The sequence below is a fragment of the Nitrospira sp. Kam-Ns4a genome (genome assembly GCF_965152595.1).
In genome coordinates this window covers 3,102,526-3,118,430 of sequence record NZ_OZ224218.1, presented here as the reverse complement: position 1 = coordinate 3,118,430, position 15,905 = coordinate 3,102,526, and the positions used below count along the sequence as shown (strand labels likewise).

General features: G+C 65.8%; 13 protein-coding genes and 1 pseudogene. All 14 read left to right on the top strand.

All coding sequences use genetic code 11. The features are described from left to right. Positions 1-16: 16 nt before the first annotated feature. The gene (locus ACWHYQ_RS15495; RefSeq protein WP_447975574.1) at positions 17-1,336 is read left to right on the top strand and encodes an ammonium transporter; all 1,320 of its coding nucleotides are present in this window, start codon (positions 17-19) and stop codon (positions 1,334-1,336) included. 96 nt (positions 1,337-1,432) lie between these two features. Beyond that, positions 1,433-1,771, top strand: a complete 339-nt coding sequence (locus ACWHYQ_RS15490) for a P-II family nitrogen regulator (RefSeq protein WP_447973020.1) — start codon at positions 1,433-1,435, stop codon at positions 1,769-1,771. Beyond that, positions 1,768-4,491: a [protein-PII] uridylyltransferase gene (gene glnD, locus ACWHYQ_RS15485; RefSeq protein ID WP_447973019.1), complete on the top strand. Its 2,724-nt coding sequence runs from the start codon at positions 1,768-1,770 to the stop codon at positions 4,489-4,491. Before ACWHYQ_RS15490 ends, glnD begins: the two co-directional genes overlap by 4 nt. 98 nt (positions 4,492-4,589) lie before the next feature. Beyond that, positions 4,590-6,020 carry an IS1182 family transposase gene (locus tag ACWHYQ_RS15480; protein WP_447973018.1) on the top strand — a complete coding sequence of 477 codons (1,431 nt, stop codon included), beginning with the start codon at positions 4,590-4,592 and terminating at the stop codon, positions 6,018-6,020. Positions 6,021-6,149: 129 nt separating this feature from the next. After that, the gene (gene glnA, locus ACWHYQ_RS15475; RefSeq protein ID WP_447973017.1) at positions 6,150-7,559 is read left to right on the top strand and encodes a type I glutamate--ammonia ligase; all 1,410 of its coding nucleotides are present in this window, start codon (positions 6,150-6,152) and stop codon (positions 7,557-7,559) included. A 335-nt stretch (positions 7,560-7,894) separates the two neighbouring features. Next, entirely contained in the window at positions 7,895-9,115 is a 1,221-nt protein-coding gene (locus ACWHYQ_RS15470) for a sigma-54 interaction domain-containing protein (protein ID WP_447973016.1), read from the top strand. A gap of 110 nt (positions 9,116-9,225) precedes the next feature. Further along, positions 9,226-9,585 (top strand): ABC transporter substrate-binding protein, encoded by a 360-nt coding sequence (locus tag ACWHYQ_RS15465; protein WP_447973015.1) that lies wholly within the window; start codon positions 9,226-9,228, stop codon positions 9,583-9,585. Between the two features lie 283 nt (positions 9,586-9,868). Continuing rightward, positions 9,869-10,864 (top strand): ISL3 family transposase, encoded by a 996-nt coding sequence (locus ACWHYQ_RS15460; protein ID WP_447973014.1) that lies wholly within the window; start codon positions 9,869-9,871, stop codon positions 10,862-10,864. A 5-nt stretch (positions 10,865-10,869) separates the two neighbouring features. Beyond that, positions 10,870-11,868: pseudogene (locus ACWHYQ_RS15455) on the top strand (CmpA/NrtA family ABC transporter substrate-binding protein); the annotation flags it as partial. A gap of 21 nt (positions 11,869-11,889) precedes the next feature. Beyond that, positions 11,890-12,795: an ABC transporter permease gene (locus ACWHYQ_RS15450; RefSeq protein WP_447973013.1), complete on the top strand. Its 906-nt coding sequence runs from the start codon at positions 11,890-11,892 to the stop codon at positions 12,793-12,795. 3 nt (positions 12,796-12,798) lie between these two features. Beyond that, the gene (locus ACWHYQ_RS15445; protein ID WP_447973012.1) at positions 12,799-13,647 is read left to right on the top strand and encodes an ABC transporter ATP-binding protein; all 849 of its coding nucleotides are present in this window, start codon (positions 12,799-12,801) and stop codon (positions 13,645-13,647) included. A gap of 79 nt (positions 13,648-13,726) precedes the next feature. Beyond that, positions 13,727-14,167, top strand: a complete 441-nt coding sequence (cynS, locus tag ACWHYQ_RS15440) for a cyanase (protein ID WP_447973011.1) — start codon at positions 13,727-13,729, stop codon at positions 14,165-14,167. A 252-nt stretch (positions 14,168-14,419) separates the two neighbouring features. Next, positions 14,420-14,677 (top strand): hypothetical protein, encoded by a 258-nt coding sequence (locus ACWHYQ_RS15435; RefSeq protein ID WP_447973010.1) that lies wholly within the window; start codon positions 14,420-14,422, stop codon positions 14,675-14,677. Between the two features lie 23 nt (positions 14,678-14,700). Further along, positions 14,701-15,861, top strand: a complete 1,161-nt coding sequence (locus tag ACWHYQ_RS15430; RefSeq protein WP_447973009.1) for an ammonium transporter — start codon at positions 14,701-14,703, stop codon at positions 15,859-15,861. Positions 15,862-15,905: the final 44 nt, after the last annotated feature.

Here is a 15,905-nt window from a genome sequence, read left to right as displayed (position 1 = left end):
CGTTGTGGCGCACAGGATGCGACGTCGGATCGGGGGCCTCGGGGCCGGGCTGCTCGGCTGGCTGTCGGCCGCAGCGGCCTTGGCCCAGGAGGCCCCGCCGGTGCAAGCCGCCAAAGCCGTGGACAGTGGGGACACCGCCTGGGTGCTGGCCTCCTCGGCCTTGGTGCTGGCGATGGTCGTGCCCGGCCTCGCCCTGTTCTATGGCGGCCTCGTCCGGAGCAAGAACGTGCTCGGGACGATCATGCAGAGCTTCATCATCCTCTGCATCGTCACGGTCCTGTGGATCCTCTTCGGCTACAGCCTGGCCTTCGGCCCGGACAAGGGCGGCGTCATCGGCAGCCTGGACTGGGCAGGGCTTTCTGGCGTCGGGGGGGAGCCGTACCCGACGTATGGCCGGACGATTCCCCACGAGGCCTTTATGGTGTTCCAGCTCATGTTCGCGGCCATTACGCCTGCGCTGATCACCGGCGCCTTCGCGGAACGGATGCGGTTCGGCGCACTGATTCTGTTCGCCGCCTTCTGGTCCGTCCTGGTCTACTGCCCCGTCGCCCACTGGATTTGGGGAGGCGGCTGGCTGGGCCGCCTGGGGGCCCTGGATTTTGCCGGGGGGGCGGTCGTCCACGTCAGTTCTGGTCTGAGCGCGCTCATCTGCGCCTTGGTCCTTGGGCAGCGGCGCGGCTACGGGACCGAGTACATGGCTCCGCACAACCTGCCGCTCACGTTGCTGGGAACCGGGCTGTTGTGGTTCGGCTGGTTCGGGTTCAACGGGGGGAGCGCCCTGGGCGCCAACGCGATCGCGGCGGGTGCCCTGGTCGCCACCCACGTCGCGGCGGCCGCCGGCGGGCTGGCCTGGATGGTCGTGGAGTGGCTCCACCGCGGCAAGCCGACCGTGCTGGGGATCGCTAGCGGGGCGGTGGCCGGCCTGGCGACCGTGACGCCCGCCGCGGGCTTCGTCGGACCGCTGCCGGCGCTCCTGATCGGGCTGAGCGGCGGCACGTTGTGCTATTTCGCCATTGTCTGGAAGGGCAAACTCCGCTATGATGACTCGCTCGATGTGGTCGGCATCCACGGAGTCGGGGGAACCGTCGGCATGCTGGCCACCGGCCTGTTCGCCTCGAAGGCGGTCAACCCCTCGGGGGCTGACGGGCTCTTCTTCGGCAACCCCGCCCAGTTCGGCATGCAGGTGCTCACGGTCATCGCGACAGCGCTCTTTTCCGTGGTGGGAACCTATCTGATCCTGAAGCTCGTGGACGGGGTGGCAGGGTTGCGCGTCTCGCCGGACGAGGAGGCGGTGGGGCTGGATCTGAGCCAGCACAACGAACGGGCGTACTCCTAGGGAAGCAGGTTGCTTACAGCAAGCAGCGGACAGCATGGGGGGAGCCTCTCTGGGCAAGTGCTATTCGCTGTTGGCGATTCGCTTGGAGCCTAAACTATGAAGCTGATCGAGGCGATCATCAAGCCCTTCAAGCTCGACGAGGTCAAGGACGCCCTGCTGGAAATCGGCATCCAGGGCATGACCGTGACCGAGGTCAAGGGGTTCGGGCGGCAGAAAGGGCACAAGGAAACCTATCGCGGCACGGAGTACACGATCGAGTTCGTGCCTAAGGTGAAGATCGAGGTCGCGGTCACGGACGGGCAGGTGCAGCGAGTGATCGAGACCATCGCGAGGACGGCCAAGACCGGAAGCATCGGGGACGGCAAGATCTTCGTCCGCGATCTCGCGACAGCGGTCCGGATCCGGACGGGCGAGACGGGAGAGAGCGCGCTGTGACCTGGTTCCTCGAGCACGGCCCGGGTGTCGGGGTGTTGCGGGATACCGAGATCGAGTCGGCCAGCGCCTCGCTGGCCGAGCACCGGCAGACGATCGCCCAGCGGCTGATGGGCGGCGCCTCGGGCAGCGAGGTGCTGGCGGCTTTTGCGGAGCTGGTGGACGGGCTCATCATCGGCCGGTACCGGAACGCGATGCGCCACCTGGAGGACGAGGCCGGCGCCGGGTTTCCCACCTGCTGCCTGGTGGCGCTGGGGGGGTACGGGCGGCGCGAGCTCGCGCCCTATTCGGACATTGACCTGATGTTCCTGTTCAAGCCGGAAGCGGGCCGGATCGCATCGGCCCTGTCGAGCCAGGTGCTCCACCATCTCTGGGACCTGGGGTTCCAGGTGGGGCACAGCCTCCGGACCATCCAGGATTGCATCGAGCTGGGTGCCTCGGACCTGACCGCGCGGACCTCCATGATGGAAGCCCGCTTTCTGGCCGGCAGCCCGCAGCTTTTTCAGGAGTTTCACCGGCAGTACCTCCGCCGCGTCGTGCTGAAGGGGACGGATCGGTTCATCGAACAGAAGATTCTCGAGCGGCGGCGTGAGTACGAGAAGTTCGGCGAGACCGTGTACCTGCTGGAGCCCAACGTCAAGAAGAGTAAGGGGGGCCTGCGGGACCTCCATGTGATGCAGTGGGCGGGCACAGCCCGGTACCAGGCCGCCACGATCCAGGACCTGGCCGACCGCGGCATCCTGTCCCGGCAGGACTACCGGGCCTTGATTGAGGCGCGCGAGTTTCTGTGGAAGGTCCGCGCGCTCCTCCACCTGCATGCCGGCATGGCCCAGGAAATCCTCTCCTTTGACGAGCAGGTGTGGCTGGCCCGCCAGTTCGGGTTCGAGGACCGGCCCCACCTCCTGGCGGTCGAGCAGTTCATGCAGCAGTACTACCGGCACACGATGGGGCTGCACGAGATCTGCGAGCGGTTCCTGAACCGGTGCCGGCCCGTGCCGGCCTGGCGGCGGCTGGTCCGGTTGCTGCCGCGGCCGCGCGTGGACGGCTGTTTCGCAATAGAGGGGCAGTACCTGACCGTGCCCGAGGCGCTGCGCCCGCAGGTGCTCAACAGCCCGGCGCTGCTCCTGCGGCTCTTCGACCTGGCCCGGGAGCGGACGCTCACGATTGACACGCATTTCCTGGAGGAGATCCACCGGTATGTGGATGCGATCCCCGTAGAGACCTTCAAGACGGCGGAGGTCAGCCGGATCTTCCGGCAGATCCTCGCGGGGCCCGGCTCCGTCGCGCGGACGCTGGAGGCCATGCACCGCGCGCACCTGCTTGAGAAGCTGATCCCGGTGTTCGCGACCGTGCGGGGGCTCATGCAGTTCAACCAGTATCATAAGTACACGGTGGACGAGCACAGCCTGCTCGCCGTCGCGCGTGCCGAGGCCTTCGCCCACGACCCGGGCATCCTCGGGGAGGTCTACCGGGAAATCCGCCGCAAGGATCTCCTGCATCTGGCCGTGTTGCTTCATGATCTCGGCAAGGGCCGGGAGGAGGATCACAGCGAAGTCGGCAAGGCGATTGCGGAGGAGGCGGCGGCTCGCCTGGGCTACGATGAGCAGGAGACCCGGACGCTGGTCTTCCTCGTGCACCGGCATTTGTTGATGGCCCATACGGCGTTCCGCCGGGACCCCTACGACGACAAGGTCCTGTTGACCTTCGCCCGTGCGGTGGGAACGCCCGAGGTGCTCCGCAAGCTCTTGGTCCTCACGGCCGCCGACATCGCGGCCGTCGGGCCCGGGATGTTGACCAAGTGGAAAGAGTCGCTGCTGATCGAGCTCTACCTGCGGACGCTTCCGGAAGTCTCGGGGGACCGCGAGGCGGCCAGCGGCCCCGCGCGGGTTCAAGAGCTGGCGGGCGAAGTGGCGCGGGAGCTGGCCGGCATCCGGTCTGATGTTGGCGGGGTCGAATGGGTGGCCGCCCAGCTCGAGCAGTTTCCGCTGCGGTACCTCTTCGGCACCGTGCCGGCCCGCATCGCCCGGCACCTGACGGCCATCGCCCGTCTGGGTGCGGGAGACGTGCTGGTCGAGGACAGCTTCAACGAGGCGCTGGGGATCTGCGAATACACGGTCCTGACGTTCAACGACCTGACGCCCGGCATTTTCTCCAAGATCGCCGGCGTCATGGCCTGCAAGGGGCTCCAGATTCTGGACGCGCAGATCGTGACGCGCCACGACGGGGTCGTCGTGGATACGTTCCAGGTGGTGGACCTGGACTACGCCGGGGCGCCGCCGGCCGAGCGCCGGGCGAGCATCAGGCGGACGATCGTCCGCATCCTCAAGGGCGAGGACACGGTCGAGCACCTCCTGGACCGGAGCCGTCGGCTCCCGGCGGTGCGGCGGATGCCGGCGAGCCGCCAGTCCACGGAGGTCCAGGTGGACAACGAGACCTCGGACCAGTTCACGATCATTGACGTGTTCGCGGACGACCGGCAGGGGCTCCTCTACGTGATCACCCACGCGATCTTCGCGCTCGGGCTCTCCGTGCACGCCGCGCGGATTTCCACGCGGCTGGATCAGGTCGCGGACGTGTTCTACGTCACCGACCTGAGCGGCGAGAAGGTGCAGGATCCGGCCCGGCTCGAGACGATCCGGGCCACCCTCGCGGCCGCGATTGACCGGTTTCTGGCCGAGCGGGGAAGCGAAGCAGAACAGGGATCGTCGACTGTCCCATCATAACGTTGCTCGGATGAAAGGAGCCTGTTGCACAAACCCCTTGACACCTAGGCAATTATATGTATACTGTCTTCCCGAGTCATGACCGAAGGGAGGATGCGATGGGCTACAACTTTCTGCCGTGTGAGCGCGAGCAACTGTATCTGATGCCGCCGGCGTTGCAGGATTGGCTGCCGGAGGGCGATCTGGCCTGGTTCATCCTGGATGCGGTGGCCCAGATGGATCTGACGAAGATCGAGCGGACGTACCGAGCCGATGGCTGGGGCCAAGCGGCCTACGAGCCGGCCATGATGGTGGCGCTGCTGCTGTATGCGTACTGCCTGGGGGAGCGCTCCAGCCGCCGGATCGAACGGCTGTGCGAGCGGGATGTGGCCTTTCGGGTGCTCGCGGCCAATCAGCGGCCCGATCACACCACGATCGCCCGATTCCGGCAGACCCATGAGGCCGCGTTGGCCGCCCTGTTTACGCAGGTGCTGACGCTGTGTGCGGCGGCGGGGTTGGTGAAGGTCGGGGTGGTGGCCCTGGATGGCACGAAGATCAAGGCCGACGCGGCGCTGGCAGCGAATCGGACCGCCGAGACGATTGCGGCGGAGGTGACGCGGATGCTGACCGAGGCTCAGGCCACCGATGCCGCCGAGGATCGGCTGTACGGACCGGAGCAGCGGGGCGACGAACTGCCGGAGGCGTTGCGGGATCGGCGGAGCCGACTGGCCCGGTTGAAGGCGTGCCAGGCACGGTTGACGCAGGCGGCGGCCGAGGCGACCGCGCAGCAGCAGGCCAAGCTTGAGGCCCGCCAGGCCGAGGAAGCCGCCACCGGGCAGAAGAAGCGGGGCCGCAAGCCGAAGGCGGCCGAAGCGGCAGCGGATGCCACGGCCAAGGCGAACGTGACAGACCCGGACAGTCGCATCATGAAGACCCAGGCCGGGTACGTGCAAGGCTACAATGCCCAAGCGGTCGTGACGGAGGCGCAGATCATCGTGGCGGCCGCCGTCACGCAGGAGGCGAACGATGTCCGGCAACTGCATCCGATGCTGACGCAGGCGCAGGAGAATCTGCAGGCCATCGAGCACCCGCAGGCCATCAAGACCGCCCTGGCAGATGCCGGCTATTGCAGCGAGGCCAACCTGACGGAGGCCGATCCCGCCGGACCTGAGTTGCTGATCGCGCCGAACCAAGATTGGAAACAGCGCAAGGCGCTGCGGGAGCAGCCACCGCCACGAGGCCGCTGTCCGAAGGGGCTGACGGCCCGCGACCGCATGGAGCGCACGCTGCTGACGCAGCGCGGACGTCGTCTGTACACGCAGCGCGGCCAGACGGTGGAGCCGGTATTCGGCCAGATCAAGAGCACCCGTGGCTGTGATCGCTTCATGCGCCGTGGCCGCCAAGCCTGTGACGGCGAGTGGAAGCTGCTCTGCGCCACGCATAACTTGTTGAAGCTCTGGCGGAGTGGGAAGGCGGCCTGGACCGGTCGGCGCAGGGGCAGCGAACCGCGACGGCTTGGCCGGGGAAGCGGAAAGAAGACAAGGGGATGACTCTCTCAAAGGCCACGCTCCCTCGCGGTCTCGGCAGCGAGAAGCCCACATGGGAGCGAAGCGAATCAATGTCTGGTGACCAGAGGGCTCGATCATGAGTTTGAGCAACAGGCTCAAAGGAGGGCCGTAATGAATCCGCGGGAAGTCATCGAGTTTGCGAAGAAGAACAAGGCCCAGGTCGTGGACCTCAAATTCGTAGACCTGCTCGGCACCTGGCAGCATTTCTCGATCCCGATCGAGGAGCTGAACGAGGGCGTGTTCAAAGACGGCTCTGGGTTCGACGGCTCCTCGATCCGGGGCTGGAAGGCGATCCACAACAGCGACATGCTTGCCGTGCCCGATCCGGCCACCGCCTGCATGGATCCGTTCGCCGCTGTGCCGACGCTCAGCCTGGTGTGCACGGTCATGGACCCGATCACCCGAGAGCCCTACGACCGCGACCCCCGCAACATCGCGCAGCGGGCGGAGCGGTACCTCAAGAGCACGAAGATTGGGGACGTCTCCTACTGGGGGCCGGAGGCGGAGTTCTTCATCTTTGACCAGGCCCGCTACGACCAGAACAGCCACAGCGGGTACTATTTCATTGACTCCGACGAGGGGGTCTGGAACGCGGGCAAGGACGGGACGAACCTGGGGAACAAGATCCGGCACAAGGAAGGCTACTTCCCCGTGGCGCCGATCGACACCCAGCAGGACCTCCGCAGCGAGATGGTCCTCGAGATGCAGAAGGCCGGCATCCCCGTGGAGAAGCATCACCATGAGGTGGCCACGGCTGGTCAGGCGGAGATTGACCTGCGGTTCGATTCGCTGGTGGCGATGGCGGACAAGATGATGATGTACAAGTACGTCGTCAAGAACGTGGCCCGCCGGCATGGGAAGACCGTGACGTTCATGCCCAAGCCGATTTTCGGGGACAATGGCTCGGGCATGCACACGCACCAGAGCATCTGGAAAGAAGGCAAGCCGCTGTTCGCCGGCAAGGAGTACGCGGGCGTCTCCCAGCTCTGCCTCTACTATATCGGGGGGATCCTCAGGCACGCGCCGGCGCTGGCGGCCTTCACGAACCCGACCACCAACTCGTACAAGCGGCTCACGCCGGGCTTCGAGGCGCCGGTGCTCCTAGCCTATTCCAGCCGCAACCGGTCGGCCGGCATCCGGATTCCGATGTATTCGCCGAGCCCCAAGGCGAAGCGGATCGAGGTCCGGTTCCCGGATCCGGCCTGCAACCCCTACCTGGCCTTTTCCGCGATGCTGATGGCGGGGCTGGACGGGATCGAGAACAAGCTGGATCCAGGCGAGCCGATGGACAAGGACCTTTATGACTTGGAGCCCAAGGAGGCGGCGCGGATTCCCACGATGCCGGGCAGCCTGGACGAGGCGCTGCGGAATCTGGAGAAGGACCACCAGTTCCTCCTGAAGGGCGGCGTCTTCTCGGAGGACCTGATTGAGACGTGGATTGCGTACAAGCGGGGCCGGGAGGTGGACCCGCTCCGGCTGCGTCCGCATCCCTTCGAGTTTTTCATGTATTACGACGTGTGAGCGTCAGGAGCGAGTAGCGAACAGCGAGCCGCGAAGCGCGGGAAGCGGCTGACGGACGAAAAGCCGCTGGGAATTGTTCCTGCTGGCTGTTGGCTCCCCGTTGTTCGCGCGCAGCAGAGCCCGACGATGGGGTCGGGCGCACGGCCCGTTGCATGAACCGGGCGCCGTTCGACGGCGCCGGGACCGAGCAACGGGGAGTGGCAACGGGCCAAACTGGCAAAGGCGCCAGGTTCGCCGATGAGGGACCCGTGGGTCCCCAGGCGGGCACTGGTGCCTTTGCGCTTTTGGGGGCATGGCGATGGCGGAGGGATTCGGTGCAAGACTCGAAGGATCGCATGGAGGGCCTGCTAAAGGAGGAGTCGGTGGTGCTTGAGGCCGTCCTATCGGTGCTGCAGGGCTCCGGGCCGCTCCCCCCGCGAGTGAGCCGCGCCCTCCAGCTCCTGGAGGACCGGCTCCGGGTCGTCCGGGCTCGGCTGGAACCCGAGCCTGCGCGGCTGGCTGGGACGGGCCAGCCCGACGCAGCATCGGGGGCCGGCCAGGGGGTCCGGCCGGCCGGCGACTTCAGCCCGCATCCCAACCTCGTGGGGCGCAGCGAGGCCATGGTGCAGGTGTACCAAGCGATCCGGCGCGTGAGCCACAGTCAGGCGTCGGTGCTGTTGCGCGGAGAGAGCGGCACCGGCAAGGAGCTCGTCGCCGAGGCCATCCACCTAGCGGGCCCGCGGGCCGCCGGGCCATTCGTGCGGTTCCACTGCGCCGCGATCGCGGAGACGCTGCTGGAAAGCGAGTTGTTCGGGCACGAGCGCGGCGCGTTCACGGGCGCGGTGGAACTGCGGAAGGGGCGGTTCGAGGTAGCCGACGGCGGGACCCTCTTCCTGGACGAAATCGGCGACATTCCCCCCGCCACCCAGGTCAAGCTGCTCCGCGTGCTCCAGGACAAGTGCTTCGAGCGGGTCGGCAGCACTAGACGGATCGCGGTGGATGTCCGGGTGATCTCCGCGACGCATCGGGATCTGGAGAGCATGGTCCGGGCCGGGACGTTCCGCGAGGACCTGTACTACCGGCTGAACGTGGTGCCAATCACCCTGCCGCCGCTGCGGGAACGGGCGGGAGACATCCCCTTGCTGATTGACCATTTTCTGGCCCAGTCCAACCGGGAGAACCGGCGAAGCGTCGTGATCAGCACGGAGCTGCGGGCCCTGATGGAGCGCTATCACTGGCCGGGCAACGTGCGGGAGCTGCAGAACTGCGTCGAGCGGCTGGTGGTGCTGGCGGATCACGAGACGGTGACCTTCGCGACGATCCCGCCGGCGCTGCGAGCCTATTTCGCCGACATGCAGCACGTCACCCAGGGGGAGGAGCGGCGGCGTCGGCTCGGCGAGACCGGGGCGGAGGAATTTCCGGATTCGCTCGACGAGATTGATCGGCGCCGGCTGCTCCAGGCCTTGCAGCGGGTCGGCTGGGTCCAGAGCCGGGCCGCTCGGGCTTTGGGGCTGACGCCGCGACAGGTGGCCTACAAGATCCGCAAGTACGGTCTGAGGAGGAGCGAAGATAGCTGAAGCCGAGCTGGCCATGGCGTAGGGCCAGCAGAGGAGAAAACCTAGAGGTACGGCCCGCTCGCCCCAATAGAGAGGCGAGCGGCCTAGGCAAGCAAGGAATGGAGGCAACGATGACGGAGACACCCAAGACATCCGACACCCGCGAAGCCCAAGCCAGTCGGACGGGAGAGCCGGCTGAGGCCTATTTCACTCGCACGGTCGAGCAGTCCGTGGTGGCTGCCGTGCTCCGCGCCGCCGGGCCGACACGCCGCCAGTTCCTGGCCGGGCTAGGCAGAACCGTCCTGACCGCCCTCATCTCCGAGGTCTTGCCCATGCCCAGGATGATCGCCTTTGCGGCGGATCCGGCCGGCAAGCCCGAGAAGAAAGACCTGAGTATCGGCTTCATTCCGATCACCTGCGCCACCCCGATTATCATGGCGGAGCCGATGGGGTTCTATAAAGGCTCTTCAGGAAATTGTGTGGGTAACTGATCCCTCTTGCGCTATGCTCGGTTCCTCGAAAGGAGGACCCGAGCGATGCGCGACTTTGAACTCTATCAAGCTGTGCTGGGGCTGCAGGCCCCGTGGACCGTGGCCAACGTGGAACTGGACGTGAAGGGACAGCAGGTGACCGTCACCGTGGAGGCCGGACCGGGGCCGTATCCCTGTCCTGAGTGCCAGGCGCCGGTCCCAGGCTCTGATCGCAAGCGCCGGCGGTGGCGGCATCTGGAGTCCTTGCCAGTTCACCACATGGATCCAGGCGGACCTGCCCCGCGTGAGCGGTCCGACCCATGGGGTCAAGCAGATCGCGGTGCCCTGGGCCGAGCCGGGGAGCCAATTCACCGCCTGGTTCGAACGCCTGGCCATCGACCTGCTCCGCGAGTGCTCGGTCACAGGTGCGGCCGGGCTGCTGCGCATCACCTGGGATGAGGCCTGGGGGATCAAGGAGCGGGCCGTCGCGCGGGGGCTCAGCCGTCGCACCCGGGACGTCGTCGCGCACCTCGGTGTCGAGGAGAAGGCCATCGCGAAGGGGCATCGCGACCTGACGGTGGTGGCCGATCTGGACCGCAGCCGCGTGCTCGATCTGGCGGAGGACCGGAAGCAAGAGAGCCTCGATGGCTTCTGGGCGACGCTGACGCCCGAGCAGCGCGCGGGGATTGAGGCCATCGCGATGGACAGGTGGGAGCCCTACGTCCAGTCCACCCACGCCCATCTCCCCGAGGCCGAGACGACGAGCGTCTTCGACAAGTTCCATATCGCCAAGCACCTCCATGACGCCGTGGACCGCGTGCGCCGGGTCGAGCATCGGACGCTCAAGCAGGACGGGGATGCGCGCCTGACCGGCACCAAGTACCTCTGGCTCATGCGCCCCAAGGACATGACCGCCGAGCAGCAGGCCACCTTCCGGACGCTGCAGCGCAGTGAGCGGACGGTGGCCCGGGCCTGGACCCTCAAGGAGCGCTTCCGCCCGTTCTGGGACGATGCCTCCCCCGGTGCCGCGCAGAACTTCTTTGCCCGCTGGTTCTGGCGCGCCACGCACAGTCGGCTGCGCCCAATGGCCGCCGTCGCCCACCTGATCCGGCGCCATCTTCCGAATGTGTTGACGTATCTGAGGCATCGGCTCACCAACGCGGGGCTGGAAGCGGTCAATGCCACGATCCAGTGGGTCAAGAAGACCGCCCGCGGCTTCCGCAACGTCGAGCACTTCAAGACCGCGATCTACTTCCATTGTGGAGGATTGGATCTCTATCCAACCCACACGAAAGCCTGAAGAGCCATAAAAAGTACGGGCTGAACGCCACGGTGAAGCGGGCGGCCGGCTGGGCGATGATTCGCGACTGGGCCATCAACAAGGAGGTGGATGCGGCGCACATGCTGACGCCAATGCCGCTGGCCATCACGCTGGGCGCCGGATCGCTGCCGGTCCCGTTCTACATGCCGGCGGTGGAAAACATCAACGGGCAGGCCATCACCCTGCACATCAAGCACAAGGACGTCAAGAGCGCGGCCGACATGAAAGGATTCCGGTTCTGCGTGCCGTTCGACTTCTCGATGCACAACTACCTGCTCCGTTATTTCCTGGCGGAGGGGGGCGTGCATCCCGACAAGGACGTCCAGATCCGCGTGGTGCCGCCGCCGGAGATGGTGGCGAACCTGAAGGCCGGGAACGTGAATGGCTATCTGGCGCCGGATCCCTTCAATCAGCGGGCCGTGTACGAGAACGTCGGCTTCATCTACCTGCTGTCGAAGGAGATCTGGGACCGGCATCCCTGCTGCGCCTTCACGATCTCGAAGGAGTTCGCGACGCAGTACCCTAACACGTTCGGCGCGCTCTTCCGGGCTATCGTGGATGCGACGCACTACGCCTCGAATCCGGCGCACCGTAAGGAGATCGCGGCCGCGATCGCTCCAGCCAACTACCTGAACCAGCCGGTGACGGTGCTCGAGCAGGTGCTCACCGGGACCTACGCCGACGGGCTGGGGAACATCAAGAAAGTCCCCGACCGCATTGATTTCGACCCCTATCCCTGGCATTCGATGGCGATCTGGATCCTCACCCAAATGAAGCGCTGGGGGCACATCAAGGGTAACATCAACTACAAGACCGTGGCCGAGCAGGTGTATCTGGCTGCGGAATGCGACCGGGTCGCGAAGGAACTCGGCTACCCGACCCACAAAGGCACCATGATGAAGCATACGCTGATGGGGAAGGTCTTCGATCCGGAGCAGGCGGAGGCCTACGCCAAGAGTTTCAAGATTCACAGCATGGCGTGACCTAGTGAAGCAGGAGGCAGCATGGCGCTCGCGCTTCTGGATCAGATACGAAGCCGGAACGATACGTGGATCATTTCGGGCACGCTGCTCGTGGTGTTCCTAGTAGTCTGGCATCTCTGGACGCTGCCCAAGGCCTTCGATCCTCGTGGCCTCAGCGAGACGCAACTCCAGACCATGGAGTTCAACGGGGACATCGTGCGGATGCCCGACGGGGGCTACGCTTGGAATCCGGAAAAGGAAAAGGTCAAGGGGTTCCCGGGGCCCCTGAAGGTGGCGGCGAAGGCCTGGGAGGAGCTCGGCGAGGCCTTCGTGAAGAAGGGGACCAACGACCACGGGATCGCGTATCTGGTGGTCTATACGGTCTCGCGGTTTGGAGCCGGGTTCCTGGCCGCCTCGGTCGTGGCCATCCTGCTGGGGGTGGTGCTGGGGTTGAACAAGGTGTTGTTCCGGGCGGTCAATCCCTATATTCAGATCCTCAAACCAATCTCGCCGCTCGCGTGGATGCCGCTGCTCCTCTACACAGTCAAGGACCCGAAGTGGACGGCGATCCTGGTGGTGTTCATGGCCTCGCTCTGGCCCACGCTGGCGACGACCGCCTTCGGGGTGACCTCCTTGCGCAAGGATTATCTTCATGTGGCCGCGATCCTCCAGTTGTCCTGGTTCCAGCGCCTCTACAGGGTCATTCTGCCCGGGGCGGCTCCCGCGATCGTGGCCGGACTGCGTATCTCGTTCGGGAGTGCCTTGGTGGCAGTCGTCCCGGCCGAGATGCTGCTCGGCGAACTGGGCGTCGGGTATCTGAGTTGGATCGAGTGGAACAACCTGGACATCTCCGGTGTCATTTTCGCGATTCTGGTCGTCGGGGTGGTAGGGGTGCTTCTGGACACCGGATTCAACAAACTGGCCGGCCTGGTTACCTATCAGGAGTAGACGATGGCATTCCTCGAGATCGATCATGTGACCAAGTACTTCCCGAATCCGTCGGGGGCGGGGCGATTCTGCGTCTTCAAGGATGTGACCCTGAAAATAGAGAAGGGCGAATTTGTCACGACGGTCGGGCACTCGGGGTGCGGCAAGACCACGCTCCTGAATATCATTGCCGGGCTCGAAACCATGACGGAAGGCGCCATCATCCTGGGAGGGAAGGAAGTGTCTGGCCCGGGGTTGGACCGCATGGTCGTGTTCCAGACCTTCTCGCTGATGCCCTGGATGACGGTCTTTCAGAACATCCGGCTGGCGGTCCAAGCGGCCTATCCAGACTGGGACCGCGAGAAGGTTGCTGCCCATGTCCGAAAATATATCGAGTTGGTCGGGCTGAAGGGCGCGGAGGACAAGCGGCCATCGGCCCTGTCCGGGGGCATGAAGCAGCGGGTCGGGCAGGCCCGCGCGTTCTCGATCGAGCCGAAGGTCCTGCTGCTAGACGAGCCCTTCGCGCAGATTGACGCGTTGACCAGGGGCGTGATTCAGGAGGAACTCATCCAGATGTGGAATACGGCCCGCAATACGGTCTTTATGGTGACCCATGATGTCGATGAGGCCATCCTCCTCTCCGACCGGATCATGCTCATGACCAACGGGCCGGCTGCCCGGATCGCCGAGATCGTGGACGTGACCATCCCCAGGCCCCGCTCGCGCGATACGATCATCGAGCATCCCCATTACTACAAGATCCGCAACCACATTATTCATTTTCTGGTCCGGCACGCCAAGGCCGGCGCCGATGGACAGGATGCAGCGGGGGAGACGGCCGACGCCGGCGCCCCCCTTGTGGTCCGGTTTTGACATCCGGGCCGGCGCGTCACGAGGACAGGACCGAGCGCATCGGCCGGGGCACGCACGACACTCACAGAGGGAGGGGGCAATGGACGCAAAGGACGTTCGGGATGTCATTAAGGCCAAGCGGTTGGAGAAGGGGGTCACGATCGCCCAGATCGCCAAGGCGGTCGGCAAAGCCCCGACGTTCGTGGCGGCGGCGCTCAACGGGAACCACCGTTTGACGGAGGCGGAAGCTGCGAAGGTCGGCGAGCTCCTGGGCCTCGACAAGCAGACGACGAGCGCGCTCACGCGCTTTCCGGTCCGCACGGATTTTCCCAACACGACGGATCCGTTCAAGTACCGCCTACTGGAGGTCATCGGAGTGTACGGCGATGCGCTCCGCGAGATGGCCAACGAGCTGTTCGGCGACGGCATCATGAGCGCGATTGATTTCACGATCGAGATGGAGAAGGTCACGGGGAGCCAGGGCGAAGCGCGTTGCAAGATCACGCTGAACGGCAAATGGCTCGAGTACAAGACGTTCTGATCCTCGTCGAGACGCGGGCCGGCTGGTCTGACCAGCCGGCCCGCGAGCCCTCTGTTTGTCCCCCAACAAACGAGTGGAGCCCCGCGTTGACGCCGACAAAATTGTCGGCCGGCCGACAATTTTGTCGGCGCCGAGGGTCGGGCGAGGCACGTGCTCCGCGCGTTTCCTCAAAAACTGGACGATTGTGGATGGCATGAGGCTTGCTCCGATCTTCTGGGGACTCTTTGCGAGCGTGCAGGAGCGTGCGGAGGTATGGAGATGGAATGGGTGGGCGAGCCTAATCGTGGCGCGGGGATGGCGGGGCAGGACGCTGGTGCGCGGGCTGTCGAGGAGGCCGTGTTGCGGCACCTGAGGAGATCCGGACCGCAGACGATCGAGCAACTGCTGGCGGCGCTGCAGGACGTGACGTGGAGTCCGCTGTTCCTAGCCGTTGACCGGATGAGCCGGACAGGACGCGTGTCACTCCACCCTGCCGGCGATCGGCACTATCGGGTGTCGGCCAACCTGTGACGGAGGGACCCACAGAGGGCCACATGGTGTGGCTGTTGAGCGGCGCGACGCTGACGCTGCTCACGATTCCGGGCGTGGCGCTGTTCTACGGCGGGATGGTGCGGAAGAAGAACGTGATCCACGCGATGGGGCTTCCGCTGGCGGCCCTGGTCCTCGCGTCCGTTATGTGGCCGATATGGGCGGCGGTCGTCTCCTTCGGTCTAGGGCGGGCGGGCGGCGGATCCGCGTCAGGCGCGTGGCTGTCGCTGCCTGGCATCTACAAGGCGCTGGCCGGCGCGCTGGCACTCGCGCTGGTGTCCGGCGCCGTGGTCGAGCGGATTCGATTCTCGTTCTTTCTCCTCTTCGGTGGCACCTGGCTGGCCCTAGTCTACGGGCCCGTGGCCCAGTGGCTCTGGGGAGGCGGGTGGCTGGCCGGCCTGGGCAGCCTGGATTTCGCGGGCGGCGCCGTCGTCCATATCACAGCCGGCGTGACCGCCTTGGTTGCGGCGTTTCTCACCGGCCCCCGCCGCGGCTACGGGCGGACGGAGATGATGCCGAACAATCTCCCGTTGTCCCTCTGCGGTGCCTGCCTCATGTGGGTCGGCTGGTACGGCTTCTCGAGCGGGACGGGCACGCTGCCGGAAGCGGTGGCCGTGACGACCGCGACCGGCGCCTTTGTGGCTATCCAGGCAGCGGCGGCCGGGTCCGCGCTGACCTGGACGGTGGCCGAGTGGCTGCAGCGGGACAAGCCCACGGCGCTGGGAACGGTGAGCGGGGCGGTGGCGGGGCTGGTCGCGATCGCGCCAGCCGCCGGCTACGTGGGGCATTTCTCGGCCCTCGTGATCGGGGTCGGCGCGGGCGGCCTGGGCTACATGGCGGTGAACTTCCTCAAGCCCATCCTCGGCTATGACGATGCTCTGGACGTCTTCGGCGTGCACGGGGTGGGAGGCACCTGGGGCATGATCGCGACCGGGCTGTTCGCCTCGGCCGCGGTGAATCCCGACGGCAATGACGGGCTGTTCTTCGGCTATCCCTATCAGTTCTTCGCGCAGCTCGTTGCGACGTTGGCGGTCTGGGCCTACGCTGGGCTCATGACGGGGCTGCTCTTCCTGCTCTGCCGGACCGTGGTCCCGCCGCGCGTGGACGACGAAGCCGAGCTGATGGGGCTGGACCTCGCGCAGCATGGCGAGAAGGGGTACACGTAAACGTGACCGGTGCGCGTGACGGGTTGAGGGAGCTGTTTGAGCAG

Excerpts from the sequence above, each read along its gene's own strand:
- ACWHYQ_RS15495 (WP_447975574.1), top strand. The coding sequence starts at position 17 with ATGCGACGTCGGATCGGGGGCCTCGGGGCCGGGCTGCTCGGCTGGCTG.
- ACWHYQ_RS15490 (WP_447973020.1), top strand. The coding sequence starts at position 1,433 with ATGAAGCTGATCGAGGCGATCATCAAGCCCTTCAAGCTCGACGAGGTC.
- ACWHYQ_RS15480 (WP_447973018.1), top strand. The coding sequence starts at position 4,590 with ATGGGCTACAACTTTCTGCCGTGTGAGCGCGAGCAACTGTATCTGATG.
- glnA (WP_447973017.1), top strand. The coding sequence starts at position 6,150 with ATGAATCCGCGGGAAGTCATCGAGTTTGCGAAGAAGAACAAGGCCCAG.
- ACWHYQ_RS15470 (WP_447973016.1), top strand. The coding sequence starts at position 7,895 with ATGGAGGGCCTGCTAAAGGAGGAGTCGGTGGTGCTTGAGGCCGTCCTA.
- ACWHYQ_RS15465 (WP_447973015.1), top strand. The coding sequence starts at position 9,226 with ATGACGGAGACACCCAAGACATCCGACACCCGCGAAGCCCAAGCCAGT.
- ACWHYQ_RS15450 (WP_447973013.1), top strand. The coding sequence starts at position 11,890 with ATGGCGCTCGCGCTTCTGGATCAGATACGAAGCCGGAACGATACGTGG.
- ACWHYQ_RS15445 (WP_447973012.1), top strand. The coding sequence starts at position 12,799 with ATGGCATTCCTCGAGATCGATCATGTGACCAAGTACTTCCCGAATCCG.
- cynS (WP_447973011.1), top strand. The coding sequence starts at position 13,727 with ATGGACGCAAAGGACGTTCGGGATGTCATTAAGGCCAAGCGGTTGGAG.
- ACWHYQ_RS15435 (WP_447973010.1), top strand. The coding sequence starts at position 14,420 with ATGGAGATGGAATGGGTGGGCGAGCCTAATCGTGGCGCGGGGATGGCG.
- ACWHYQ_RS15430 (WP_447973009.1), top strand. The coding sequence starts at position 14,701 with ATGGTGTGGCTGTTGAGCGGCGCGACGCTGACGCTGCTCACGATTCCG.